The following is a 26,183-nucleotide window of genomic DNA, read 5'->3' on the forward strand; positions in this document are numbered from 1 at the left end:
GCCTCCAAGCAATTCAACGAGTGATGAATTCACCGTAGCACGAGAATTCATCGCATGGTGAAATGCTACGCCGCGAACCGCTCCCGGCGCGTGAAAAGGCCGGCCCCGCGGTCGAAACCGCGGGGCCGGCCCTATCGGAGGGTTCAAGCTCTAGAGGACGCCCTGCTCCCAGGGGCCCCAGATCGCGACCGTGCGGCCCGGCTCGGCCCGGTCGCCGCGCGAGCGCCCGCGCAGGTTCGCGAACAGCACCTTCCCGTCGGGGGAGAACGCCGCCCCGCACCACTCGGCCGCGCCGTCGTGCGCCGCCAGGTCCAGGACCTCGCCCTCGCGGGTCAGGCCCCGCAGCGCGGGCGCCTCCCGCACGCCCTCGCACAGCACCAGGCCCTGCGCGGGCGAGACCGCGAGCCCGGCGGGGAACGGCAGCAGCGCCGCGTCGGGGGACTCGAACACCAGCTTGAGCGTGCCGCCGCGCAGGCCGCGCGGGCGGAACTCCCATAGCTGGCCCTCGCCCTCGTCGCCGCCGGAGACCGACGAGGCGTACACCGCGCCGTCGGCGTAGAAGCAGTCCTGGAGCCGCCCGAACACGGCCGCGCCCCGGGCCCAGCCCTGGTCGAACACCGCGAACGGGTCGCCTTCGGCGCCGGAGGGGTCGGGCTCGTCGACGTCGACCCACTCGACGTACGCGGCGCGCCCGGCCCGGCGGCCGGTCCGCGTGTCGCGGTTCCACTCGTCGGCGAACTTGAGCATCTGGAGCTGCCCGCCCTCGGCCGGGCGCCCCGGCACGTTCGGCAGGAACCGGTAGAACCCGGCCGAAGCCTGGTCCTCGGTCAGGTACACCGCGCCCGTGCGCGGGTCCACCGCGGCCCCGCCGTGCACGAAGCGGCCCATGTCCTTGAGCGGCAGCGGCTCCGACTCCTCGTCGGCGTCGGCCGCGACCTCGAAGACGTACCCGTGCGGGGCCTCCCAGCCCGCGCCCGTCCCCGACACGGTCTCCTCGCACGCGAGCCACGAGCCCCACGGGGTCGCCCCGCCGGAGCGGCTCGCCACGGTCCCCGACAGCGACTGCCGCGACCCGTCGAGCGCGAACACGCCGTCCCGCCACGACACCGCGAGCGTCGTCGTCCCGCCCGAGGCGAGCGCGTCGTACCGGTGCTTCGCCTCTCCCGCGGCGGGACCCGGGACGCCGCGCACGCCGTGGCCGCGCACCAGCCGCCACTCGCCGCGTCGGCCCGTCGCGAAGCACGCGAGGCCGCCGTGCGCCGGAGGCACCGCGCCGCCGTCGTCCATCGCCGCGCCCGCCACCGAGAACACCGCGAAGTCGAAGCCTTCGGGGAGCCGCAGCGTCTGCGAGAAGCCCGAGGCATCATCGGTGCGGGTCAGCTCCCGCGGCGGTCCGTAGCCGCCGTTCCCGGGCGCCTGCCGGGCCCGCAGGCCGTCCTCGGCGCGCGCGGCCCGGGCCGCGAGGCCCGCCACCGCAGGGGACGCGAAGCCGCCGTCCGCCGCGCCGCGGCGCAGGAAGCTGCGGCGGTTGGAACCTTGAAGAGTCACCAAGACCTGGGCTCCTTCGTGAGGAGGGTGCGGGGGCGGGCGGGCACTACCGGGCTGATCATCGCGGCCCAAAGGGAGTGGAAGGCAATCAGCACGTGAACGGAAAGTGACCGGTTGCATAAGGCTTCGACCTCCGCGAAACGTCGGACCCGGCTGACACAATGGGGCCGTGAGCACGACTGACATCGACGAAGGCCCTGACCGCACCGGCGACCCCGAGTTCGAGCGAGCGCGCGCCCGCGTCGAAGCACTCGCCCCGGAGATCACCGCCCACCGGCGCCGCTACTACGAGGACGACGCGCCGACGGTCTCCGACAGCCAGTTCGACGAGCTCATGCACGAACTCATCGACCTTGAGACCCGCTACCCGGAGCTCAAGAAGAACGACTCGCCTACCGAGCAGGTCGGCACCTTCTCCGAGGCGTTCGCGCCGGTGACCCACCTGGAGAAGATGCTCAGCCTCCAGGACGTCTTCAGCCTCGACGAGGTCCGGACCTGGGCCGACCGCATCACCGCCGAGGTCCCCGGCGAGCGGTACCTCTGCGAGGTCAAGATCGACGGCCTCGCCGTCGACCTCGTCTACGAGAACGGCCGCCTCACCCGCGCCGCCACCCGCGGCGACGGCGTCACCGGCGAAGACGTCACCGCGAACGTCCGCACCATCGCCGCCGTCCCCCAGCGCCTCGCCGCCGCCGACGGCTTCCCCGTGCCGAGCCTCCTCGAAGTCCGCGGCGAGGTCTACTTCCCGACCGCCGACTTCGAGCGCCTCAACGAGAGCCAGGTCGCCGCCGGGAAGGCCCCGTTCGCCAACCCCCGCAACGCCGCCGCCGGGTCCCTGCGCCAGAAGGACGCCGCCAAGACCGCCGAGCGGCCCCTCTCCTTCATCGCCCACGGCCTCGGCGCCCTCCAGGGCTTCGAGCCCGACTCCCAGTCCCACTCCTACGCCGCCCTCGACGCCTGGGGCCTGCCCGTCAGCCCCTACTGGCGCGTCGTCCCCACCATCGACGAGGCCTTCGCGTACATCGAGGAGTTCGGCGGCAAGCGCCACAAGCTCGTCCACGAGATCGACGGCATCGTCATCAAGATCGACGACTTCGGCGTGCAGCGCCGCCTCGGCGCCACCAGCCGCACCCCCCGCTGGGCCGTGGCCTTCAAGTTCCCGCCCGAGGAGGTCAACACCCGCCTCCTCGACATCAAGGTCTCCATCGGCCGCACCGGCCGCGCCACCCCCTACGCCGTCCTCGACCCGGTCCGCGTCGCCGGATCGGAGGTCGAGTTCGCGACCCTCCACAACGCCGACCAGGTCAAGGCCAAGGGCGTCCTCATCGGCGACATCGTCGTCGTCCGCAAGGCCGGCGACGTCATCCCCGAGATCGTCGCCCCCGTCGCCGCCGCCCGCACCGGCGACGAGACCGAGTTCGCCATGCCCGAGCGCTGCCCCGAGTGCGACTCCGTGCTCGCGCCCGCCGCCGAAGGCGACATCGACCTGCGCTGCCCCAACGCCCGCTCCTGCCCCGGGCAGCTGCGCGAGCGCCTGGCGTTCGCCACGGGCCGCTCCTGCTTCGACGTGGACCGCATGGGCTACATCGCCTGCGCGGCCCTCGTGCAACCCCTGGAGCCCGCCGAACCGGTCCTCACCGACGAGGGCGGCGTCTTCGACCTGAAGATGGACGAGCTCCTGCCGATCCGCGTGGTCGTGCGCGACCCCGACTCCGGGCTCCCCAAGATCGACGAGAAGACCGGCGAGCAGAAGGTGGTCACCCCCTTCGCGCGGCAGCCCGACAAGAAGACCGGCGAGATCCTCCCGCGCAAGAACGCCGAGGAGATGCTCCAGAACCTGGAGGCCGCCAAGTCCCAGCCGCTGTGGCGCGTCGTCAACGCCCTCTCGATCCGCCACGTCGGCCCCGTCTCCGCGCAGGCCCTCGCCGAGCACTTCCGCGACCTCGACCGCATCGCCGAGGCCGACGAGGAGGAGATGGCCGCCGTCGACGGCGTCGGCCCGACCATCGCCGCCGCCATCAAGGACTGGTTCGCCGTCGACTGGCACCGCGACATCGTCGAGCGCTGGCGCGCCGCGGGAGTGCGGATGCGGGACGAGGCCCCCGACCCCTCCGAGGCGCTCCCGCAGACCCTGGAGGGCGTCACGATCGTGATCACCGGCGGCATCGACGGGTACACCCGGGAAGGGGCCGCCGCGGCCGTCAAAGCGCGCGGCGGGAAGTCCTCGTCCTCGGTCTCGAAGAAGACCGGCGCGGTCGTCGCGGGCGACAAGCCGGGCTCGAAATACGACAAAGCCGTGCAACTGGGTGTCACCGTGGTGCAAGGGGAGGACTTCGACCGGCTCCTGGAGCACGGATTGGGCGAGTTTTCCTCGCAGTCCGAGGATTCCGGCGACGGGAACGAACCGGAATGATCACAAGTCGGTAACGATCCGTATTCCGATCGGGGGGGATGCTCGTTAGAACCAGGCAGAGTCATCCTGTGGAAGCTTGCCCCTCGCCGCGTGCGCGGCGCGGACCTGTCCGCCCCAAGGGGCCGCCAGGTCCGAAATCGACCTCGGGGTACCCTGCCGCCGACGTGCGGAGAACGGTTTCTGTCACGGACATGTCGCGCCTGGTCACAAGTGTGCCGCATGTGCTCCCAGCGTTGTCTGGGAGCGAAAATCGCGATATGACAGAGGAGTCGGCCACGACCGGGCCGCGGTGATTCTGGCGCGTCGCCTCGGAACGGTGTGGCAGTGGGAGGAGCGATATGGCCACGACGCTCATGCGCAACACTGCGCCTAGAGAGCATCCAGGCCGGTACTACGGCTTCACGTCGGCGGTCGCCGTGCTGGCGATCGTCGGCGCCGGGTTCACCGCCGTGCGCGCCGGAGCGTTCGACGGCGGCGCCTTCGACGTGCCCTTCGCCTTCTGGCTCACCGCGGGACTCGCCGTCATCGCCGAGCTGCGCCCGACCCGCTGGGGCGGCCTGTGGATGTCGCCGATCGCCTCGATCTACCTGGTCTACGTCCTCGCCACGATGGTCACCTGGGGCTTCCTCCCGGCCCTGATCGCGCAGTCCGCGGCCATGTCGCTGCTGGTGGCGCAGATCCACGCCTCCGGGTGGCGGATGGTCTTCAACCTGTCGCAGCAGGGCCTGGCCCTGTGCGTGGCGTGGTTCGTCTGGAACGGCATCGCGGGCGGCACCACCTGGAACGGCGACGCCATCGAGCTCATCGCCGTGTTCGCCGCCGGCACCAGCTGGATGCTCACGTCCACGGCCCTGGTCGCGGGCCGACAGAGCCTGCGCACCGGCAGGCCGTGGAGGGAACTGGCCTTGGACTGGCTCAAGAGCGAATGGGCCCTGCGGGCCACGCAGATCGCCATCGCGCCGATCCTGGCGACCGCGGCCATGTCCTCGTGGTGGCTCGTGGCCGCCTCGGCCATCCCGATCTTCAGCGTCTACCGCATCCTCCAGACCGCGGCCGACCGCGAGCGCGAGGCCGACCACGACCCGCTCACGGGCCTGCTCAACCGCAAGGGCTTCCAGGAGGTCGTCGACGGCAAGCTCGCCGACGCCGCCGAGACGAAGACCGCCGTGGCCGTGCTCATCCTCGACCTCGACCGGTTCGCCGACGTCAACTCCGCGCTCGGCCACGAGGTCGGCGACCAGCTCCTCGTCGAGCTCGCGAAGCGCTTCACGACCGACAAGCCGCCCGGGAAGGAGATCGCCCACCTCGGCGGCGACGAGTTCGCGTTCGTGTGGTCCGAGCTCGACGGCATGACCGACCCGATGGAGTGCGCCCGCGAGATCCGCGCCCGCCTCGACGCGCCGATCGTCCTGTCCGACGTCAGCATCGAGGTCGACGGCTCGGTCGGCATCGCGGTCTTCCCCGACGACGGCGCCGACTTCCAGACCCTGTTCCGCCACGCCGACATCGCCATGTACGAGTCGAAGCAGCGCGCCGGGTCCTACACGCGCTACGGCGCCGAGTTCGACCACCACTCGCCCGAGCGCCTCCACCTCCTCGGCGACCTGCGCCGCGCCCTGGACCACCCGGACGCGCCCGGCGTGAACCTCTTCTACCAGCCGCAGGTGCGCCTCGCCGACGGCGCGGTCATCGGCGCCGAGGCCCTGCTGCGCTACAGCCACCCGGAGCGCGGCGTCGTCAACCCCGCCGAGATCATCGAGACCGCCGAGCACTCCTCGGTCATGCGGATGCTCACCGAACGGGTCGTCGACATCGCCCTGCGCCAGCTCCGGGCCTGGAAGGAGCACGGCTACGACCTGCGCATGGCCGTGAACGTCTCCGTCCGCGACCTCCAGTCGCCGGAGTTCACCGACTTCCTCACCGAGCGGATCGACGCCTACGGGGTCGACGCCGCGAAGCTCCAGCTGGAGATCACCGAGTCCGCGCTCATGGCCGACCCGCGGCGGGTGCTCCAGAACGTGCAGCGCCTCTCCGACCTCGGCGTGGGCATCAGCCTCGACGACTTCGGCACCGGGTTCTCCTCGATGCAGCACCTGCGGCGCCTGCCGGTCACCGAGATCAAGATCGACAAGTCGTTCGTCACCACGCTCATCGACGACCCCGACAACGCCGCGATCGTCTCCACCACGATCGACCTGGGCCGGGCCCTGGACGTCGAGGTCGTCGCCGAGGGCGTCGAGGACGAGAACGTGCGCAAGCAGCTCGAAGGCTGGGGCTGCCACGCGGGCCAGGGCTGGCACTTCGCCAAGCCCATGAGCGCCGACGCGTTCGAGCGCTGGATGGCCGACCACCGCAAGCACAACTGAGACCGCCACGGCCACAAGGGAGACCGTTCGCACGGGCCGACCTGGCCCGGCGATCCCGGAACCGTCCCGGCGAATGTCGGTCCCGTATGCGAGGCTGATTCCATGAACACCGCAGTCCAAGACGATGTGCTGGCCGAGTTCGAGCCGCACCGGCGCGAGCTGTGCGCCTACGCCTACCGGATGCTCGGCTCCTCCTTCGAGGCCGAGGACGCCGTCCAGGACGCGTTCACGCGCGCCTGGAAGTCCTACGCGTCCTTCGAGGGCCGCTCCTCGCTGCGCTCGTGGCTGTACAAGATCACCACGAACGTGTGCCTCGACATGCTCAAGGGCCCCCAGCGCCGGGCCCGCCCGATGGACCTCGCCCCCGCCTCCGACGCCGGCTCGCCCCTGCCGGCGCCCGAGCCCGACTACATGTGGGTCGAGCCCATCCCCGACTCGATGGCCTTCGGCGCCGACCCGGCCGCCGCCGCCGAGGCCAAGGACACGCTCCGCCTCGCGTTCGTCGCCGCCGTCCAGCACCTGCCCGCCAAGCAGCGCGCCGTCATGCTCATGCGCGAGGTCCTGCGCTTCTCCGCCGCCGAGACCGCCGAGACCCTCAACCTCAGCCCCGCCTCGGTCAACAGCGCCCTCCAGCGCGCCAAGGCCACCATGGAGAAGGTCAACACCGACCCCGCGGCCGACGCGCCCGCCATGGACGACGCCGACGTCCGCAAGCTCGTCGACGGCTACGTCTCCGCCTTCCAGGCCTACGACATGGACGCCCTCACCGCGCTCTGCACCCAGGACGTCAACCTCTCCATGCCGCCGTTCCCGCTCTGGGTCGAGGGCCGCGCGGGCGTCGCCGAGTTCATGCTCGGCACCGGCTCCGCCTGCCGCAACTCCCGCCTCGTGCCCGTCGGCGCCAACGGCCTCCCCGCCTTCGGCCACTACAAGCCCAGCGACGACGAGCCCGGCCTCTGGACCCCCTGGTCGATCACCGTCCTCGAACTCCGCGACGGCGCCATCGCCGGCCTCAACTACTTCCTCGACACCGCCCGCCTCTTCCCCCTCTTCGGCCTCCCGAACGAGTACCGCGAATAGCGCGGCCCCTGTAGTGCGCCCCGTCTGCGAGGACGGGGCGCAACCCCTCGGCCCTGAACGGGAGCCCGACATGGAAGAAGTCCCTGAAACGAGTCCCGCCCCGGTGGAGCCCACGAGCGGGGGCCTCGACTGGGGCGCCCTGAAGCCCTGGCACCTGCTCATACTGCTCTGCATCCTGGCGGTGGTCGCCGCGGTCGTCGTGACCGTCGTGCTCGTCTCCAACGCGGCCAGGAAGCAGCGCCGGTACCCGCACCCGCCGCCGACGTACCCGCCTCCCGGCGCCCAGCAGCAGTGGCCCGGCCGCCCGCCGCAGCCCGGTCCGCATCAGCCGCCCCAGGACCCCCGCGACTTCCCGCCGCAGCCGCCCGGTCCCGGTCCGCAGTGAGCCGACGGCCGCCCCGCGTTGTGCGGGGCGGCCGTCGGCGTTTTCTGGTTTCCTTTGCAGCTCTTACTGGTAGGGCATGTAGAAGGGTTCCCACTGGTGGCCGTCGGGGTCGATGAAGGTGCGGCCGTACATGCCCACTTCGGCCTCTTGGACGCGGCGGTCGTTCATGGGGGTCTCCTCGGTGCCTCCGGCCTGGAGGGCGGCGTCGGTGAGGTCGTCCACCGCGTCGCGGTTCGGAAGGGCGAGGGCGTAGGCGGCGGAGGAGTAGGCGACGGTGTCGCCGAGGGGGCGTTCGGCGAAGGTGGTGAAGAAGTCCTTGGTGAGCAGCATGAGGCAGATGTTGGCGTCGACGACGACGCAGGCGGCGTTCTCGTCGGTGAAGTCGGCGTTGACGCGCCAGCCGAGGGCCGTGTAGAAGTCCTGCGAGCGCTTCAGGTCGGCGACGGGCAGGTTCAGGAAGATCATCTTGCTCGCCATGGGCTCACGCTGCTTTCCGGTTCGGTGCCTTCCGTATGAGGACGAGGCGCGGAGTCCGGATTCATCGCCGGGGCCCGGATTTCCGCGCGACCGCTCGCCGCCCGCTCACCGCCCGCTCGGCGGCGTCTCAGCGCCGGTTCGCCGCACGACGGCGGCGTCCCGGCGACACGCCTGACAACGGTGCTTCTCGCGGGCCCCCGAAGGCCCTAGATTCCCAGGTGACACACGTCACCGTGTCGACCTGAGCCGGTCACGACCGCGGGACGCATTGCCCTTCAAGGAGGAAGGCTCGATGACCACAACCCCCGAAGAGAACGGACCGCCGCCCGAGGTCAGCGAAGCGGACATCGCCGCGATGCACGACGACCCGCGGTTCGTCGAGCTCAAGCGCACCCTGTTCCGCTTCACCGTCCCGGTCCTGCTGGCCGCGCTGGCCTGGTACCTCGTCTACGTGCTCCTGTCGGCGTACGCCCGCGACTTCATGGGCATCGTGCTGTTCGGCAACATCAACCTGGGGCTGATCCTGGGCCTGAGCCAGTTCGTCGTGACCTTCTACGTCACGTGGGCCTACAACCGCTTCACCGCCCGCAAGTTCGACACGCAGTCCGCTGAGCTGCGCGACGACATCATGAACGGGGGCGCGAAGTGAACACGCTCGCACAGGAGATGAGCGACGGCAACCGGATCCTGACGATCGCCCTGTTCATGGTGATGGTCCTGGTGACCATCTTCATCACCATCCAGGGCGGCCGCAAGACCAGCACCGCCACCGACTTCCACTCCGGCGGCCGCGGCTTCTCCGCGTGGCAGAACGGCTTCGCCGTCGCGGGCGACTACGTCTCCGCCGCCTCGTTCCTCGGCATCGCCGGGACCATCGCCCTCTACGGCTACGACGGGTTCCTGTACTCCATCGGCTTCCTCGTCGCCTGGCTGGTGGCGCTGCTCCTCGTCGCCGAGTCGCTGCGCAACTCCGGCCGCTTCACCGTCGCCGACGCGCTCTCGTACCGGATGCGGCAGCGCCCGGTCCGCACGGCCGCTTCCATTGCCACCCTGAGCATCTCGATCTTCTACCTGCTCGCGCAGATGGTCGGCACCGGCGCGCTCGTGACGCTCCTGCTGGGCATCAAGGAAGGCGAGACCTTCCTCGGCATGGACTCGGGTGCGGCGAAAGTCGTGGGCATCGTCGTCACCGGCCTGCTCATGGTCGCGTACGTCGCGTTCGGCGGCATGAAGGGCACGACCTGGGTCCAGATCTTCCAGGCCTGCGTCAAGATCGGCCTCGCGTTCGTCCTGGCGATTCTCGTGCTCGTCCACTACAACTTCAACCTCTCGGCGCTGCTCGGCGACGCCGCGAACGTCTCCGGCCAGGGCGCGGCCTTCCTCGAACCGGGGCTGCGCTACGGGGCGGAGGTGCCAGGGGACGCGCTCCAGACACTGTGGAACAAGCTCGACCTCATCAGCCTCGGGCTGGCGCTGGTCCTGGGCACCGCGGGCCTCCCGCACGTGCTCATCCGCTTCTACACGACGCCGGACGGCAAGACCGCCCGCAAGTCCGTCAACTGGGCCATCGGCCTGATCGGCATGTTCTACCTGCTCACCCTCGTGCTCGGCTTCGGCGCCGCCGCGATGGTCGGCAAGGACGCGATCATCGCCGAGAACCCGGCCGGCAACTCGGCCGCGCCGCAGCTCTCGCAGGTCATCGGCGAGGACATCGCCGGATCCACGGGCGGCGCGATCATGCTGGCGCTCATCGCCTCCGCCGCGTTCGCGGCGATCCTGTCGGTGGTCGCCGGGCTCATCATCGCCTGCTCCTCCTCGCTCGCCCACGACCTCTACAACGGGGTCTTCAAGCGCGGCAAGGCCAGCGGGCACCAGGAGGTCGTCTTCGCGAAGTTCGCGGCGGTCGGCGTCGGCGCCATCGCCGTCGTCATCGCGGTCTTCGCGCAGGACCTGAACGTGGCGTTCCTGGTCGCGCTCGCCTTCGCGGTGGCCGCGTCCGCGAACCTCCCGACGCTGCTGTTCAGCCTCTTCTGGAAGCGGTTCAACACCGCGGGCGCCGTCGCGGGCATCTACGGCGGCCTCATCTCCGCCATCGGTCTGGTGATCTTCTCGCCGACCTTCTCAGGCACGGAAACTTCGCTGCTCGGCGAAGGGGTCGACATCGCATGGTTCCCGCTGTCGAACCCCGGCCTGGTGTCCATCCCGCTGGGTCTCATCTGCGCCGTGGTCGGCACGCTGATGAGCTCCGAATCGAACCCCGACCGGTTCGCGTCCATGCAAGTCCGGGCGCTCACCGGCGCGGGTGCGGAGCGGGCCTCGGCACACTAGGCGGCCCCCAAGGGGAGGGCCGGGGCGGCCCTCCCCGCTGCATCAGGGCCCGTCCGCCGGACGGGCCCTGATGTGCGCCACGTTACAGTTATGTTGTGATCGCGCGATCCCCTCATCGCCAGCGTCGGCGGACCGGCAGCGCGGCGACCCTCGCCGCGCTCCGCTTGTCGCGCCAGACCGGCGAGGCCCTCGCCGACGGGCTCACCGGCAAGGGCGCCCAGGTAGCCGCCCGCCGCCTCGCGCGGCTCCTCGCCGCCGACGCCGTCGCCCTCGCCGACTGCGAACGCGTCCTCGCCGTCGCCGGGAGCATCGATCCCGATGCGGCCCAAGCACTCCTGGTGGAGACCCTGGACGTCCTCGAACCGGTCACCGCCCCGCCGCTGCGCGCCGCGCCGCTCGTCGTCTCCGGCGACCTCGCCGGGTGCCTGCTCGTCTCCGGGGACGTCAGCGACGCCGACCTCGCCGAGGCCGCCGACCTCGTCGTCCGCGCCCTCGACCACGCCGACCTGGTGCGCGCCCGCGAGCGCATCGCCGAAGCCGACCTGCGCACCCTCCGCGCCCAGATCTCCCCGCACTTCATGCACAACGCCCTCGCCGCCATCAGCGCCCACACCCGCACCGACCCCGAACGCGCCCGCGAACTGCTCACCGACTTCTCCGACTACCTGCGCTACTCCTTCGCCGGGACCGGGGACTTCGCGACGGTCGCCGACGAGCTCCACGCCGTCCAGACCTACCTGGAGCTCCAGCGGGCCCGCTTCGACGACCGACTCGACATCACCGTGCGCATCGCCCCGGAGGTCCTGCCCGTGCCCATCCCGTTCCTGGTCGTCCAGCCGATCGTCGAGAACGCCGTCCGCCACGGCTTCGAGACCAAGCCCGGCACCGGCCACATCGCCGTCCGCGGCTTCTCGGAGGGGCCGCTGTGCGTCATCGAGGTCGAGGACGACGGCGACGGCATGGACCCCGACGTCGCCAAGGCGATCCTGACCGGCTCGCGCGCCGGATCGGGCCGCATCGGCCTCGCGAACGTGGACAGGCGGCTGCGGGCCGTCTACGGTCCCGAGTACGGCCTCTGGCTCGACACCGCCCCTGGCGCCGGGACCAAGGCCACCGTGAGAATCCCCCGCTACGCCCGAGGAGTCCACGCATGAGCAGCGGATTGCGCGTCCTCGTCGTCGAGGACGAGTCCTCCACCCGCGCCGAGCTCGCGGGGCAGCTCGCCGAGCAGCCCAGCGTCGGCGAGGTCCAGAGCGCCGCCGGAGGCGACGAGGCCGTGCGCCTCCTCGGCGAGGGCACCTTCGACGCCGCGTTCCTCGACATCGCCATGCCCGGCCTCACCGGCATCGACGTCGCCCGCATCCTGCGGCGCCTCTCGCACCCCCCGGCCATCGTGTTCGTCACCGCCTACGACAACCACGCCGTCGAGGCCTTCGGCCTCGGCGCGGTCGACTACCTGCTCAAGCCCTTCCGCCCCGAACGCCTCGCCGAAGCCGTCGCCCGCATCGGCCGCCGCCGCTCCGGCCCCGCCCCGGCGGGGGACAAGGCAGACGACCTCGCCGTCGTCCAGGTCGAGCTGGCGGGCCGCACGGTCTTCGTCCGCCGCGACGACATCGCCTACGCCGAAGCCCACGGCGACTACGTGCGGCTCCACTCCGGGCGCCACTCGCACCTGCTCCGGCAGTCCCTCACCTATCTCGAAGAGGTATGGGACGCAGCCGGTTTCGTGCGCGCCCACCGGTCCTTCCTCGTCAACCTCGCCTCGATCACCGAACTGCGGGTCACTTCGACCGCCGGGCTCGTGGCTGTTACGGGCGCTGGCGAAGTCCCCGTCAGCCGCCGCCACTCCCGCCTCCTCCGGGAGCGCCTTCTTCAAGCCGTGCGCGGAGACGCATGATTCAGAGGGTCCGAGTCACCAGCCCCCAGACCCGCCTCGCGCAACGGCGCGGGGCGGACGCCATGGGGCGGCTCAGCCATCTCGCCGGGCGGCCCGGGATGCCCTCCTCCGCGATCGACCTCGAAGCCGCAGAGCGCGCCCTGCGCCGCCAGCGCCGCCTTGCCGTGCGCACCGCCGCCGCGCTCGGGATCGCGCTCGCGGTCCTGCTCGCGGCCGCCGCGCTCGTGCCCGGCCGCCTCGGCTGGGCGGTCCTGTTCTTCGCGCCCTACCCGGTGCTCCTCTCGCTCGCCGCGGTCCACGTGCGCCGCGCCGAGCGCGTCGAGGACGACCACGCGCCGGGCGGCCCCTGATGCTCGGGCTCGCCTCGATCACGCTGGTGCTCGTCGCCAGCGTCGTCATCGGCGTGTGGGGCGTGCGCGCCGCAAGGTCCACACCGGACTTCCTGGTCGCCTCCCGCTCGATCGTGCCCGGCTGGAACGCCCTCGCCATCGCGGGGGAGTACGTCTCGGCCGCTTCGGTCCTCGGTCTCGCGGGCCTGCTCGTGAAGAACGGCGTCGGCGCGATGTGGTACGCCGTGGGCTTCACCGCCGGGTACGTGCTCGTCGCGGCCCTCGTCGCCGGCCCCATGCGCCGCAGCGGCGCGTACACCGTGCCCGACTTCGCGGAGTACCGCCTCGGCTCGCCGCGCATCCGCCGCATGTGCGGCCTCGTGGTCCTCGTCATCATGCTGCTTTACTTGCTGCCGCAGTTCAAGGCGGCCGGGGTGGTCCTCGAACTCGTCTCCGGCATCCCGTACTGGATCGGCGTCCTCGGCGCCGGGCTCGTGGTCTCCTCGACGATCGCCGTCGGCGGGATGCGTTCGGCCACTTACGTTCAGGCGTTCCACTACCTCGTGAAGCTCGCGTTCATCGCGGGCCCCGCGGTCGTGCTCATCGTCCTCGCCGGGTCCGACCGCCGCGAGGCCGCGCTCGCCGCCCACGGCCCCGACCCGGACTGGGCCCGGCCGTTCCTGGACCTCGACGGCTCGGGCCACTCGCTCCTCGCCACCGTCTCCGTCCTCGTGGCGACCACGTTGGGCGCCATGGGACTCCCGCACGTCGTGATGCGCTTCCACACGGTCGCGGGCGCCCGCGCGGCCCGCCGCGTCGCCGTCTCGGTCATCGTGCTGCTGAGCCTGTTCTACCTGTTCCCGATCGTCTACGGGCTCCTCGGGCGCATCGCCGTGCCCAGCCCGGAGGAGACCGACGTCGTGCCCGTCCTCGTCCCCGAAGCCATCGCCCCGGGCACCGTCGGCGCGGTCCTGACCGCGCTCGTCGCGGCGGGCGCGTTCGCGGCCTTCCTGTCGACGTCCTCGGGGCTGCTCCTCGCGCTCGCCGGGGGCCTCTCGCACGACCTGTTCGGCGGCTCGCTCTCCAAGCTGCGCATGGGGGTCCTCGTCGGGACCGCGCTCGCGGTCGTGCTGTCGCTGCCCGCCGCCGACGTCGACATCAACGTGCTCGTCGGCTGGGCCTTCGCGGTCGCCGCCTCCACCTTCTGCCCGCTCCTGACCCTCGGCATCTGGTGGCGCGGCCTCACCGCGACCGGCGCCACGGCCGGGCTCCTCGTCGGCGCCGCCTCCTCCACCGGCGCGGCCCTCGCCTCGGTGATCCTCGACCTGCCGCCGGGCACCTGGTCGATCCTCCTCGCCCAGCCCGCGCTGTGGACGGTCCCCTTGGCGTTCATCACGATGGCCGCCGCGTCCCGGCCCTCCTCGGTCCCCGACTGGGCCGGCGAGGCCGTGCTCCGCCTCCACGTGCCCGGCCGCTACTCGACCGGCGACACCGGCCCCATCCGCAGCGGCGAAAAACGATTCGACGGCTCCCGGTCCCTCCGGTAGCCTGGCCCGCATGTCGGGATCACTCGGGCTCAACGCGTGCGCCGCGTTCGGCCCGTACTTCACGCGGCTCCGCGCGGCGGCCTAGGCCCCGCACGCGCACGCCTCCACCGGCTCCGGCCGGTCCTTGACGGTGCCCTCTGACGGCACCCGCTGCGCCACTGCGCGGTCTAGGCGAATCAACCGTCCTGATTCGACTACTTCCGCAGAGGTCTCCCATGTCCCGCAGCCGTACTCCGCGCTCCACCTACGCCCGCGTCTCGAACCGCAAGCGCCTGTCCCAGAACTTCCTGGCCGACCCGCGCCTCGCGGCCCGCCTCACCGCCGACGTCGGCCCCGACGACCTCGTCGTCGAAGTCGGCCCCGGCGGCGGCATGCTCACCGGCCCGCTCCTGGACCGCGCCCACCGCGTCCTCGCCTACGAGAAGGACACCCACTTCGCCGAACGCCTCCGGTCCCGCTACGGGCACCTCGACCGCTTCCGGCTCCGCACCGGCGACTTCCGCGACGCCGAACCGCCGCGCGAGCCGTTCCGCGTCATCGCCAACGTGCCCTTCGCGATCACCACCGACATCGTCCGCTGGTGCCTGGACGCGCCCGCGCTCACCAGCGCGAGCCTCCTCGTCCAGCGCGAGTTCGCCCGCAAGCACACCGGCGACTACGGCCGCTGGTCCAAGCTCGCCGTCGACGCCTGGCCCGAACACGAACTCGCCCTGGGCATCCGCATCGGCCGCGAGCAGTTCCGGCCCGTCCCGAACGTCGACGGCGCCGTCCTCCACCTGACCCGCCGCCCGAGACCGCTCCTGCCGCGCCGCGCCCTCCGCGACTACCGCGACATGGTCGCCCTCGGCTTCACCGGCGTCGGCGGCTCCCTCGCCGCCTCGCTGCGCCAGGCCGTCCCCGCCCGCGCCGCCGCCCGCGCGTGCGCCGAGGCCGGGATCGCCAAGGACGCCCCGGTCGGCCTCGTCCACCCGGACAAGTGGATCGCCCTGTACAAGGCACTCACCCGATAGGTACCAAGGGGGTACCGGACGGGCCGCCTCGGCCGATTAAGGTTGAGATGCCCGGCCCGGTACCCCCTCTCTTGGAGCCATTCATGAGCGAAGCCATCTGGATCGAGCTGATCAAGGTGCTGCCCGCCTTCCTCTGGATCGGTTTCGGCTTCATCGCGCTGGCCGTCGCCAAGCGCATCTTCACGCAGCAGGCGCCCCGCATGACCAAGGTCGAGACCCCTTGGGTCACGGTCGAACTCGCCCAGCAGGCCATCGAGGAGTCCTACGCCCGCGGCCCCGCCGCCCTGCCCCAGCCCGACTGGAACGGCCCCTTGCCGCCGATCCCGGTCCAGCCCGGCGGCTACGCGCCGCCGCCCGACTTCGCCCCGCCGCCGATCACCGCCGCCGACGACGAGACCACCGAGTCGGTACGCCTGCGCCCCATGAACACCCCGCCCGCCGACGAGCCGAACGACAACGGCGCCAAGCCGAAGAACGACGAGCCGCCGATCCCGCTCACCGAGCCCCGGCCCACCACGTACTACGCGCCGCCGCTGCCCGCCACGCAGAACAACTATCCGGGCGCGGTTCCCATCGCGCCTTATCAGCAGCCGATCTATGCCTCGCCCGAAACCCAGCGAGGCCTGCGCGCGGCCGCCCGGCTCGCGCTCGCGACCGATCTCCTCAACGGAGGTGCGATCCTCTGGGTCGACGACCACCCTGAGTGGAACGAGGCGCTGATCCGTCTGTTCCGCAGCGCCGGAATCAGGGTCGACACCGCGGTGTCGACCGATGACGCCATGAGCGACCTCGCGAGGGACTCCTACGACCTGGTCATCAGCGACCTGGGCCGCCCGAACGAACCCGATGGCGGCAACGCCGGGGTCAACCTGGTCGACCGCATGGTCACCGCGGGCATTCCCACCCCGGTCGCGATCTTCTCCGATGTCCCAGCGGTCCGCGCGCTCTCACATCCGCGCATCGCCGTCTCCACGAACATCCCGGAAGAACTCGTGGACACCGTCGTGGACATCGTCGGCACTCGCCGCGGTCAGCAGTCCCAGAGCTCAAGCTCCGGCTCAAGCTGGATCGACCGCCTGCAAGGCAACTAGCGCAAGCGAAGCGGCGGGCGGGGCCATTGTGTGGCCCCGCCCGCCGGTCTTTCAATGTCGAGCTGTTGTCAGCTCCGCTTGTACTGCTCCCACCAGGTGAACGAACCCTTGTAGGCGCTGGGGGTGTTGTCGGCGGCGTGGCTCGCCAGCCCGTTCTTGCCGTAGAAGTAGTCGTGGACCTGCGCCCGCGCGACGGCGACCATGTCGGTGTCGCCGATGGCGTTCGCGTGGATGTGGTAACTGAAGCCCTGCTCGGGGGTGCGCAGCCAGGCCGCGAAGCCGACGTCGCGGAGGGCCTTGACCGTCTGCCAGCGCTGCGTCGTGGACATGCCGCTGACGCTGACGTCGACCACGCCGCCGCCGTCGTGCGTGCCCGCCGAGGACGGGTTGCCGGTCGTGTAGGAGCCCTGCGTCAGTGCGAGGCTCCAGGAGAGCTTGCCGTCTGCGGCGGCGAGCATGTTCTTGGTGCGGGTGTTGACCCGCTTGCCGCCGTAGGAGTCCGAGTTCGATCCGATGCTGACCTGGCGGGTGACGGTGTACAGGCCGGTCTCGCTGCCGAGGCGGGTCAGTGAGGTGGGGCCGGGGATGCCGTTGGCGTCGAGGCCGGAGTAGCCGAGGGACTTCTGCCAGTCGGAGTACGCGGTGACGGTGGAGCTGCCGTAGTGGCCGTCCACCAGGGAGGCCGCGAGGTGGTTCTTCGCGTCGAGCGCCTGCTCGACGGCCTTCACCGAGGCCGCCGCGTTGAGGGTGGTCCCGGTGCCGGACTTCTGGGGGTCGACCATCGCGGCCACGAGCACGAGCTCCATGTCGACCGAGGTCGCGGCGCTCGCGGACTGGAGTGCGAACACGGACGGGACCGCGGCGGCGCCCACTGCGCCGCCGACCATGAGGGCCCGGGAGAGCACCCAGCGGCGCGAGCGGGGGATTCGCGATTCTTGGTGGGTCATGCGATTGCGTCCCTTCGGAATTCCTGCGGCGGCGCTGCTCGCCGCCGCGGACGGAGCGGGGATCGGTCGGGGGGTAGAGGTTCGAATCGTGACTGAGACCATATCGAAGATTTTCTTCGTTGAGAAGGACTCTGGTGAAACAAAACTCCAAGTAACCGTTGCCGGACCGTCGCTCCGTGTCGAATGGACGGTCGCCTCCCCGCTCAGGACGCCAGCGCGCTCACCTCGTCCGTGAACCGCTCGGGGGCGCTGAGGTGCGGATACCGGCCCTCAGTGCCGTACACGGTGCACACGGCGCCGGGGATGCGCTCGGCGAGCCACGCCGCGTAGCCCGGCCGCGGCTCGGACGCGAACACTGACACGTAGCGGCACTTGATCTTCCGCGGGCCCGCGGTGATCTCCTCCAGGGCCGCCGCCGTGTCCTCGTCAGCTGCGGGCGCATCGAGGGCCTGCTCGATGGCGGCCACGCCGTGGGCGACGTACCGGCACGCGAACAGCGAGGCGATGATCGCGGCCCGCCCGTAGGCCGCGACGACCGGCGCGCGGGTGCCCATGCCCACCACGAACTGGGCGAGCGTCTCGGCGCGGTCGCCGATCCGGCCGCCTTCGGGCAGGTCGAGCACGGCCACGGCGTGCGATGCGGCGAGGCGCGCGGCGACCGGCCACCACGCGGACCGGTCCTCGCCGGTCTCGGTCAGCAGCAGCACGGGGCGGCCCTCGGCGCCCCACAGCTCGCCGGTCCACTCGGGTTCCAGCAGGTGGTTCTCGGAATACAAGGTCGGCACGAGGTGGCTCCAGTCGGGAAGTGCGGCAACGGGACGGCGCGCCGCAGAACCGCACGGTCAGTGCGTCGGCGCGCAGGCTGGTCTCACGCCGGAAGCGGCGGTGCGCGTCCCGCGCAGACCCAGGCCCCGAACTGGAGCGCGACAGTCCCGCGGCGGCCCGGCCCCGCGGACTCCCGGTGCGCCACCGGCCCGCCGTCGCCCGCGTCCAGCCATGCGGCCTCGCGGACGGTCGTCAGGCAGCTGCGCCACACCAGGGACAGCACGGCCAGCACGAGGCCGTACATGAGGAGCGCTATCGCGAGCGACGCCTGGTCCGAGACGTGGCAGTGCCCCAGGAGCAGGATCGAGAGCGGATGGGCCGCAACCCATGCGAGGTACCCGAACGCGAACACCGCGGCGGCGGTGAACAGCTTCAGGCCGATCGCGCGCTGACGGTGAATGGCGGTCCTCCCCAGATGTCCCGGAAATCGTAGTGCATCGTCCGCGAGCGTCCCTCGGATACGCCCAGGTCGCCTGATTTCCGGCGAATTCGCAGGTCAAACCTCACATCGGGCGTTAATCGATTGCCGGTTGTCGGACCCTCCCTTTACGCTCGGCAAGTGAGGTTCCTCCGTGCTCCCGAATACCCGCTCGCCGACCCCCTGCTCCCGGACGGCTCCCGCGGGGACCCCATCGAACCTCCGCGCACCCCTTGGCGCCTCCTCGCCTGGCTCGCCAGCCGCAACAAGGGCCTCGCCGTCGCCGCGCTCATCACCTCCGGCATCGCGCTCGGCTCGCTCCCGGTCCTGCCGTACTTCCTCACCGGCGCCGTCGACAACGGCCTGCGCGAGCACGACTGGGGCGCGCTCGCGTTCTGGGCCGGCGGCATGGTCCTCGCCGGGTTCGCCACCGCCGGGATGATCGTCTGGTCCCACCGCCTCACGGTCTACTGGCGCATGGACGCCTCGTACCGCACGCTCCAGCTCGCCACCCGCAAGGTGAACCGCCTCGGCGACGAGCTGCGCCGCAAGGTCACCACCGGCGAGGTCGTCTCCGTCGGCGCCACCGACATCAACCGGATCTCCTGGGCCGTCGACTCCCTCTCGCCCACCGCGGGCTGCGTCATCGGCCTCATCGCCGTCGGCGTCCTCCTGTTCAACACCTCGGTCGCCCTGGGCCTCACCATCTTCATCGGCGTGTTCGTCGTCGGCCTCGTCACCGGCCCGGTCCTCAACAAGCTCCAGGACCGCCAGGAGGCCTACCGCGAGCGCGTCGGCGACATCACCGGCCGCGCCTCCGACATCGTCTCGGGCCTGCGGGTCCTGCGCGGCATCGGCGGCGAGGCCCGCTTCACCGCCTCCTACCGCCAGGACTCCGAGGCCCTGCGCGAGGCCGGGTACAAGGTCGCCGCCCCGCAGGCGTGGCTCAACGCCCTCGGCGAAGGCACCCCCGCGATCCTCCTCGGCGTCGTCATCTGGATCGCCGCCCGCCAGGTCGCCTCCGGGGACCTCACTCCCGGCCAGATGGTCGCCGCGTTCGGGTACACCAGCGCCCTGCTGCTGCCCGTCCACTGGCTCATCGGCTGCACCTACCGCATCATCGAAGGCCGCGTCGCCGCCGGGAAGGTCTGCGAGCTGCTCAACACCCCCGAGCGCGACGCGCCCGCCGAGATCCTCCCCGGCCCCGCCGCCGGGGCCGAACTCCACGACCCCGAGTCCGGACTCACTATCGCGGGCGGCGAGCTCCTCGCCGTCGCCTCCGCCGACTCCGAGCAGGTCGCCCGCGTCTTCGACCGCCTCGGCGGCTACGAGCGCTCCGAAGCCCGTTTCGGCGACGTCCCCGTCGCCGGGCTCGACCGCGACGAGCTCCACCGCCGCGTCCTCGTCGCCGACCACGACGCGTACCTGTTCGCGGGCACCCTCGCCGCCGCGATCGGCGCCCGCGACGGCCGCGACCGCGTCGACACCGCCATCGAAGCGGCCTCCGCCGCCGACGTCGTCGAGTCCCTCCCGCACGGCCTCGACACCGAGCTCGACAACCAGGCCCGCACGCTCTCCGGCGGCCAGCGCCAGCGCCTCCGGCTCGCCCGCGCCGTCGCCGCCGCCCCCGAGGCGCTGCTGCTCCACGAGCCGACCTCCGCAGTCGACTCGCACACCGAGGCCCGCATCGTCGACCGCCTCGCCGAGACCCGCTCGGGCCTCGCCACCGCCGTCGCCACCACCTCGCCGCTGTGGCTCGGCCGCGCCGACCGCGTCGCGTTCGTCCAGGGCGGCAAGGTCACCGCCACCGGCACGCACCACGAGCTCGCCGCCGAGCACCCCGACTACCGCGCACTCGTCTCCCGGGAGGAAGCATGACCACCACGGCGCCCGAACGCCCCGCCGCCGGCCAGCTGCCCGTCGCCGACACCCCCGCGGTCCGCCGCGCCTTCCTGCGGCTGCTCCTGTCCGAGAAGCGCCGCGCCGCCGCCGCGGTCGGCCTCCACCTCGTCGCCGCGGTCGCCGCCGCCGTCGCGCCGCTCCTCCTCGGCGAGATGCTCGACCGCCTCACCGCCGGAGAAGGCACCGGCGCCATCGACCGGCTCGCCCTCGGCCTCATCGCCTCCATCGTCGCCGTCGTCGCCTTCACCTGGCTCGGCACGTTCGTGTCGCACCGCCTCGGCGAGAAGCTCTCCGCGCGCATGCGCGTCGAGTTCGTCGACCGCGCCCTGCGCCTGCCGATGCCCGTCGTCGAGCAGGCCGGGTCCGGCGACCTCATGACCCGCTCCTCCGCCGACGTCCCCGAAGCCGGGGTCCTCTTCCGCGACGGCCTCCCGCAGATCATCGTCTCGGTCCTCAAGGTCATCGTGTTCTTCAGCGCGATGCTCTGGGCCAGCCCGCTCCTGGGCCTGTGCATGCTCGTCGTCGTGCCCTCGCTGTACATCGGCACCCGCTGGTACCTCAAGCGCGCCCGCACCGGCTACCTCAACGAGCGCCAGGCCGAGTCCGGCATCGGCGACACCATCGGCGCCTCCGCCGACGGCGCCCGAACCACCGAGGCCTACCGCCTGCGCGAGATGCGCGACGGCGCCGGGGACGCCACGGTCGCCCGCCACTGGAAGGCCGCCCGCTACACCCTGTTCCTGCGCAGCGTGTTCTTCCCGTTCCTCGACGGCGCCTACGCCCTCCCCACCGCCACGGTCCTCCTCGTCGGCGGCGCGCTCTACTTCGACGGCGCCGTCACCCTCGGCACCGTCGCCTCCTGCGCGGTCCTCACCCGCCAGATCATGTTCCCCATCGACCACATCCTCATGTGGGTCGAGAAGGTCCAGCGCGGCTTCGCCGCCATGTCCCGCATCGAAGGCGTCGCCGAAGCCGAGGACACCGAGGCGAACGCCACCACCGAGCGGCCCGTCGACGGCACCGTCGACCTCATCGACGTCCGCTACGCCTACCCGTCCGGCACCCGCGACGTCCTCCACGGCGTCACCCTCAGCGTCCCCGCAGGCCAGCGCCTCGCCGTCGTCGGGCCCTCCGGCGCCGGGAAGTCCACGCTCGCGCGGCTCATCTCCGGCTCCGACACGCCCCGCGAAGGCCGCGCCGCCATCGGCGGCGTCGACGTCGCCGCGCTCCCGCTCGACGAGCGCCGCCGCCGCGTCACCCTCGTCACCCAGGAGCACCACGTCTTCACGGCCTCCCTGCGCGACAACCTCATCCTCGCGAAAGCCGACGCCGCCGACCAGGAACTGCACGACGCGCTCGCCGCCGTCGGCGCCGACTGGGCCTTCGACCTGCCCGAGGGCCTCGACACGGCCCTGGGCGGCAAGGCCCGCGAGCTCGACGCCGCGTCGGCGCAGCAGATCGCGCTGGCGCGCATCATCCTCGCCGACCCCGACGTGGTGATCCTCGACGAGGCCACCGCGATGCTCGACCCGCGGGCCGCCCGCGACACCGAGCGCGCCCTGGCCGCGGTCCTGGAGGGCCGCACCGTGATCGCCATCGCGCACCGGCTGCACACCGCGCACGACGCCGACCGGATCGCCGTCGTCGAGGACGGCCGCGTCGCCGAACTGGGCAACCACGACGAGCTCATCGCGCTCGACGGCCACTACGCGGCGCTCTGGCGGGCCTGGCACGGCGAGCCCGAGCATCGCGACGGCAATCTGGCCGCGGTCGGGAACCCGTTGTAGGACATACAGAAATGGGCCCCGAGCGAAAGCCCGGGGCCCGTACTGGTCCGAGAACACCACCACAAGTCGGAACACCCACCGACTCGTTCTTAGCAAGGAAACAGAAAGGAAACCAGGAAACCCGTTCCGAACCAGTGCCGAAAGAGTATCACGTCACATTCGCCGTGGCTAGGGGGTCGTATCCACCCCGCTCTATCTGTGACAAACCGTTCCCGCGACCCGTCCGTCACACTCCGCGGCACCGGACCGTCCGCGAGGCTATGACCCGTCCGCGCCCCGGCCGTGCCCGCCTCGGGCCGCCGCCGCGCACGGCCTAGACTCGACTGGTCTTCCCGCAGCTAGTAACCGTTAGGAAACACCTGTCGTGAGTACGATTTCACGCGAGGAAGTCGCGCACCTGGCGCGGCTGGCCCGCCTTGAGGTCACCGATGACGAGCTCGACGCCTTCGCCGGACAGCTCGACGTCATCCTCCAGTCGATGAAGACGCTCGCCGAAGTGGACACGGACGGCGTCCAGCCGACCTCGCACGCGGTGCCGCTGGTGAACGTGTTCCGGGAAGACCAGCCCCAGCCGTCCCTGCCCCGCGACGCCGTCCTCGCGGGCGGCCCCGACACCGCCGAGGACCGCTTCCGCGTCCCGCGCATCCTGGACGAGGAGGCTTAGATGAGCCGCATCATCGACAAGACCGCCGCCGAACTGGCCGCGGACATCCGCGAGGGCCGCCTCACCTCCGTCGAGGCCACCACCGCGTTCCTCGACCGCATCGCCGCCGTGGACGGCACGATCAAGGCGTTCCTGCACGTCGACCGCGACGGCGCGCTCGCCACCGCGGCCGAGGTCGACGCCGCGATCGCCGCCGGCGAGACCGTCGGCCCGCTTGCGGGCGTGCCGATCGCGATCAAGGACGTGGTGGTCACCAAGGGCCTCCCGACCACCGCGGCCTCCAAGATCCTCGAAGGCTGGATCCCGCCCTACGACGCGACGATCGTCGAGCGCATCAAGGCCGCGAAGATGCCGATCCTCGGCAAGACGAACATGGACGAGTTCGCGATGGGCTCCTCCACCGAGTACTCCGCGTACTTCAAGACCCTGAACCCGTGGGACACCGGCCGCATCCCCGGCGGCTCCGGCGGCGGGTCCGCCGCCGCGGTCGCCGCGAAGATGGCCCCGCTCGCCATCGGCACCGACACCGGCGGCTCGATCCGCCAGCCCGGCGCCGTCACCGGCACCTTCGGCGCCAAGCCCACCTACGGCGGCAACTCACGCTTCGGGCTCATCGCCTTCTCCTCGTCGCTCGACACGCCGGGCCCGGTGTCCCGCAACGCCCTCGACGCCGCACTCCTCCACGAGGTCATCTCCGGGTACGACCCGCGCGACTCGACCTCCATCGACGCGCCCGTCCCGCCCGTCGTCGAGGCCGCCAAGGCCGGGGCGAACGGCGACCTCACCGGTGTCAAGCTCGGCGTGGTCCGCGAGTTCGAGTCGACCTACGACGACGCCGAGCAGGGCGTCGTCGACGCGTTCCGCCAGTCCGTCGACCAGCTCGCGAAGCTCGGCGCCGAGATCGTCGAGGTCTCCTGCCCGTCGTTCGCGTACGCGCTGCCGACGTACTACCTCATCGCCCCCTCCGAGGCCTCCTCGAACCTCGCCCGCTACGACGGCGTCCGCTACGGCCTGCGCGCCGGGGACGACGGCAAGCACTCGCTCGAAGAGGTCATGAGCCTCACCCGCGAAGCGGGCTTCGGCCCGGAAGTGAAGCGCCGCATCATCCTCGGCACCTACGCGCTCAGCGCCGGGTACGTCGACGCGTTCTACGGCAAGGCCCAGAAGGTCCGCACGCTCATCAAGCAGGACTTCGAGAAGGCGTTCACGCAGGTCGACGCGATCATCAGCCCGACCACGCCGTTCATCGCGTTCGAGTTCGGCGCCCGCACCGGCGACCCGTACCAGATGTACCTCGCCGACCTCTACACGATCCCGACGAACATGTACGGCGGCCCCGGCGTCTCCGTCCCCGTCGGCCTCTCCGAGGGCATGCCCGTGGGCCTCCAGGTCATGGGCCCGGTCCTGGGCGACGACATCACCTACCGCGTGGCGGCCGCCCTGGAGTCCACCCAGGACGTCCTGCTCGCCGACACCGCGCCCGAACTCGAAGGGAAGTAAGCGAACATGACGAAGTTGAACACCTTCGAGCAGGCCGTGGCGACCTACGAGCCCGTCCTCGGGCTCGAAACCCACATCGAGCTCGACACGAAGACCAAGATGTTCTGCGGCTGCGCCACGACGTTCGGCGCCGAGCCCAACACCCAGGTCTGCCCCGTCTGCCTGGCCCTCCCCGGCGCCCTCCCGGTCGCCAACCGGGCCGCCGTCGAGGCCACCATCAAGATCGGCCTCGCCCTCAACTGCACCATCGCGTCCTGGACCCGCTTCGCCCGGAAGAACTACTTCTACCCGGACATGCCGAAGAACTTCCAGACCTCCCAGTACGAGGAGCCGCTCTGCGAGGACGGCTACGTCGACGTCGTCGTCGACGGCGAGGTCCACCGCGTCGAGATCGAGCGCGTCCACCTCGAAGAGGACACCGGCAAGACCCTCCACGTGGGCGGCACCACCGGCCGCATCCACGGCGCCACCGAGTCCCTCGTGGACTACAACCGCGCCGGCATCCCGCTGGTGGAGATCGTCACCCGCCCCGTCCCGGGCACCGGCGCCCTCGCTCCCGAGGTCGCCCGCGCCTACACCGCCGAGCTGCGCGACATCGTGCGCTCCCTCGGCGTCTCCGACGTCCGCATGGAGCAGGGGTCCCTCCGCTGCGACGTCAACCTCTCGCTGAACAGGCCCGGCGAGGAGTGGGGCACCCGCACCGAGACGAAGAACGTCAACTCGCTGCGCTCGGTCGAGCGCGCCGTCCGCTACGAGGTGCGCCGCCAGTCCGCGCTCCTCGACGCGGGGGAGCGGATCTTCCAGGAGACCCGCCACTTCCACGAGGCCACCGGCGAGACCAGCCCCGGCCGCTCCAAAGAGGAGGCCACGGACTACCGGTACTTCCCGGAGCCCGACCTCGCCGTCATGGAGCCGTCCCGCGAATGGGTCGAGGAGCTGCGCGCCTCCCTGCCGGAGCTCCCGCGCAAGCGCCGCGAGCGCCTCCAGGCCGAATGGTCCCTGGGGGACAAGGACATGCAGTCGGTCGTCAACGCCGACGCCGTCGAGCTCATCGAGGCGACCGTGGCCGCCGGGACGACCCCCTCGGGGGCCGTCAAGTGGTGGCTCGGCGAACTCTCCCGCCGCGCCAACGAGTCCGGCGAGGAGCTGGCCGCGCTCGCGATCACGCCCGCGCAGGTCGCCGAGCTCCAGGGGATGGTCGACGACGGGCGCCTGAACGACAAGCTCGCCCGCCAGGTCATCGACGGCGTCCTCGCCGGCGAGGGCTCCCCGGCCGACGTCGCCGCCAAGCGCGGCCTGGAGGTCGTCTCCGACACGGGCGCGCTCGAAGCGGCCGTCGACGAGGCCATCGCCGCGAACCCGGCCGTCGCCGACAAGATCCGCGGCGGCACCCACGCCGCCGCGGGCGTCCTCATCGGCGCGGTCATGAAGGCCACCAAGGGCCAGGCCGACGCGGGCACCGTCCGCCAGATCATCCTGGACAAGCTGAGCTAGTCCACCACAGCGAAAGGCCGGGCGACACGCCCGGCCTTTTCGCGTTCACTGTCCGTTTGATTCCAGTGTGAGCTGCGAGTCTCCGGGTACCCCGGAGAGCGATGTTGTTCACAGAGGATGGGTATCCTGGAGCGGTCAGGTGCACTGCGACCCGAGGAGGTGAGAGCCATGGGCG

At 71.5% G+C, this 26,183-nt stretch carries 22 protein-coding genes; 17 read left to right on the forward strand and 5 right to left on the reverse strand.

Annotated features, from left to right (window positions below):
- Positions 1 to 150: 150 nt before the first annotated feature.
- Complete coding sequence (locus tag WA640_RS08750) at positions 151 to 1,548, reverse strand: alkaline phosphatase PhoX (protein ID WP_335987275.1); 1,398 nt, start codon at positions 1,546 to 1,548, stop codon at positions 151 to 153.
- Positions 1,549 to 1,717: 169 nt separating this feature from the next.
- On the opposite strand from WA640_RS08750, the gene ligA reads away from it, so the two are divergent.
- The 4 genes from ligA to WA640_RS08770 all read left to right on the forward strand — a co-directional run bounded on the left by ligA (position 1,718) and on the right by WA640_RS08770 (position 7,792).
- Positions 1,718 to 3,961 carry an NAD-dependent DNA ligase LigA gene (ligA, locus tag WA640_RS08755; RefSeq protein ID WP_335987277.1) on the forward strand — a complete coding sequence of 748 codons (2,244 nt, stop codon included), beginning with the start codon at positions 1,718 to 1,720 and terminating at the stop codon, positions 3,959 to 3,961.
- 338 nt (positions 3,962 to 4,299) lie between these two features.
- Complete coding sequence (locus WA640_RS08760) at positions 4,300 to 6,327, forward strand: putative bifunctional diguanylate cyclase/phosphodiesterase (protein WP_335987279.1); 2,028 nt, start codon at positions 4,300 to 4,302, stop codon at positions 6,325 to 6,327.
- 102 nt (positions 6,328 to 6,429) lie between these two features.
- The gene (locus WA640_RS08765; protein ID WP_106364410.1) at positions 6,430 to 7,407 is read left to right on the forward strand and encodes a sigma-70 family RNA polymerase sigma factor; all 978 of its coding nucleotides are present in this window, start codon (positions 6,430 to 6,432) and stop codon (positions 7,405 to 7,407) included.
- Positions 7,408 to 7,477: 70 nt separating this feature from the next.
- On the forward strand, positions 7,478 to 7,792 hold the full coding sequence (locus WA640_RS08770) for a hypothetical protein (RefSeq protein WP_335987282.1): 315 nt from the start codon (positions 7,478 to 7,480) through the stop codon (positions 7,790 to 7,792).
- Positions 7,793 to 7,855: 63 nt separating this feature from the next.
- Here the strand turns inward: WA640_RS08770 and WA640_RS08775 are convergent, their stop codons facing one another.
- The gene (locus tag WA640_RS08775; RefSeq protein WP_106364412.1) at positions 7,856 to 8,269 is read right to left on the reverse strand and encodes a VOC family protein; all 414 of its coding nucleotides are present in this window, start codon (positions 8,267 to 8,269) and stop codon (positions 7,856 to 7,858) included.
- A gap of 292 nt (positions 8,270 to 8,561) precedes the next feature.
- Between WA640_RS08775 and WA640_RS08780 the strand changes: the two genes are divergently transcribed.
- The 8 genes from WA640_RS08780 (at position 8,562) to WA640_RS08815 (ending at position 16,471) form a co-directional block, all read left to right on the forward strand.
- A complete protein-coding gene (locus tag WA640_RS08780; protein WP_106364413.1) occupies positions 8,562 to 8,918 on the forward strand; it encodes a DUF485 domain-containing protein in 357 nt (118 codons plus the stop codon).
- Between the two features lie 17 nt (positions 8,919 to 8,935).
- Positions 8,936 to 10,597, forward strand: a complete 1,662-nt coding sequence (locus WA640_RS08785; RefSeq protein WP_106364773.1) for a sodium:solute symporter family transporter — start codon at positions 8,936 to 8,938, stop codon at positions 10,595 to 10,597.
- A gap of 98 nt (positions 10,598 to 10,695) precedes the next feature.
- Positions 10,696 to 11,751 carry a sensor histidine kinase gene (locus WA640_RS08790; RefSeq protein WP_442904720.1) on the forward strand — a complete coding sequence of 352 codons (1,056 nt, stop codon included), beginning with the start codon at positions 10,696 to 10,698 and terminating at the stop codon, positions 11,749 to 11,751.
- Positions 11,748 to 12,494, forward strand: a complete 747-nt coding sequence (locus WA640_RS08795; RefSeq protein ID WP_335987285.1) for a LytR/AlgR family response regulator transcription factor — start codon at positions 11,748 to 11,750, stop codon at positions 12,492 to 12,494. The genes WA640_RS08790 and WA640_RS08795 overlap by 4 nt, the downstream gene beginning before the upstream one ends.
- Entirely contained in the window at positions 12,491 to 12,844 is a 354-nt protein-coding gene (locus WA640_RS08800) for a hypothetical protein (RefSeq protein ID WP_335987286.1), read from the forward strand. Before WA640_RS08795 ends, WA640_RS08800 begins: the two co-directional genes overlap by 4 nt.
- Complete coding sequence (locus WA640_RS08805) at positions 12,844 to 14,370, forward strand: sodium/solute symporter (protein WP_335987287.1); 1,527 nt, start codon at positions 12,844 to 12,846, stop codon at positions 14,368 to 14,370. Before WA640_RS08800 ends, WA640_RS08805 begins: the two co-directional genes overlap by 1 nt.
- Positions 14,371 to 14,585: 215 nt before the next feature.
- Positions 14,586 to 15,380: a 23S ribosomal RNA methyltransferase Erm gene (gene erm, locus WA640_RS08810; RefSeq protein ID WP_335987288.1), complete on the forward strand. Its 795-nt coding sequence runs from the start codon at positions 14,586 to 14,588 to the stop codon at positions 15,378 to 15,380.
- 83 nt (positions 15,381 to 15,463) lie between these two features.
- Positions 15,464 to 16,471, forward strand: coding sequence for a response regulator (locus tag WA640_RS08815; protein ID WP_335987289.1), 1,008 nt, complete (start codon positions 15,464 to 15,466; stop codon positions 16,469 to 16,471).
- 68 nt (positions 16,472 to 16,539) lie between these two features.
- Here the strand turns inward: WA640_RS08815 and WA640_RS08820 are convergent, their stop codons facing one another.
- The 3 genes from WA640_RS08820 to WA640_RS08830 all read right to left on the reverse strand — a co-directional run bounded on the left by WA640_RS08820 (position 16,540) and on the right by WA640_RS08830 (position 18,595).
- Positions 16,540 to 17,418 carry a peptidoglycan-binding protein gene (locus tag WA640_RS08820; protein WP_106364420.1) on the reverse strand — a complete coding sequence of 293 codons (879 nt, stop codon included), beginning with the start codon at positions 17,416 to 17,418 and terminating at the stop codon, positions 16,540 to 16,542.
- A gap of 203 nt (positions 17,419 to 17,621) precedes the next feature.
- The gene (locus tag WA640_RS08825; protein ID WP_335987290.1) at positions 17,622 to 18,203 is read right to left on the reverse strand and encodes an alpha/beta fold hydrolase; all 582 of its coding nucleotides are present in this window, start codon (positions 18,201 to 18,203) and stop codon (positions 17,622 to 17,624) included.
- Between the two features lie 83 nt (positions 18,204 to 18,286).
- Complete coding sequence (locus WA640_RS08830) at positions 18,287 to 18,595, reverse strand: hypothetical protein (RefSeq protein ID WP_335987291.1); 309 nt, start codon at positions 18,593 to 18,595, stop codon at positions 18,287 to 18,289.
- 207 nt (positions 18,596 to 18,802) lie between these two features.
- Between WA640_RS08830 and WA640_RS08835 the strand changes: the two genes are divergently transcribed.
- The 5 genes from WA640_RS08835 (at position 18,803) to gatB (ending at position 26,008) form a co-directional block, all read left to right on the forward strand.
- A complete protein-coding gene (locus WA640_RS08835) occupies positions 18,803 to 20,539 on the forward strand; it encodes an ABC transporter ATP-binding protein (protein WP_335987292.1) in 1,737 nt (578 codons plus the stop codon).
- A complete protein-coding gene (locus WA640_RS08840) occupies positions 20,536 to 22,350 on the forward strand; it encodes an ABC transporter ATP-binding protein (protein WP_335987293.1) in 1,815 nt (604 codons plus the stop codon). Before WA640_RS08835 ends, WA640_RS08840 begins: the two co-directional genes overlap by 4 nt.
- A gap of 364 nt (positions 22,351 to 22,714) precedes the next feature.
- Positions 22,715 to 23,014 (forward strand): Asp-tRNA(Asn)/Glu-tRNA(Gln) amidotransferase subunit GatC, encoded by a 300-nt coding sequence (gene gatC, locus WA640_RS08845; protein WP_091054223.1) that lies wholly within the window; start codon positions 22,715 to 22,717, stop codon positions 23,012 to 23,014.
- Entirely contained in the window at positions 23,015 to 24,514 is a 1,500-nt protein-coding gene (gene gatA / locus WA640_RS08850; RefSeq protein ID WP_335987295.1) for an Asp-tRNA(Asn)/Glu-tRNA(Gln) amidotransferase subunit GatA, read from the forward strand. It abuts the gene before it with no gap.
- 6 nt (positions 24,515 to 24,520) lie between these two features.
- The gene (gatB, locus tag WA640_RS08855) at positions 24,521 to 26,008 is read left to right on the forward strand and encodes an Asp-tRNA(Asn)/Glu-tRNA(Gln) amidotransferase subunit GatB (protein ID WP_106364426.1); all 1,488 of its coding nucleotides are present in this window, start codon (positions 24,521 to 24,523) and stop codon (positions 26,006 to 26,008) included.
- Positions 26,009 to 26,183: the final 175 nt, after the last annotated feature.

Source organism: Glycomyces sp. MUSA5-2 (assembly GCF_037034145.1).
GTDB lineage: Bacteria > Actinomycetota > Actinomycetes > Mycobacteriales > Micromonosporaceae > Glycomyces > Glycomyces artemisiae.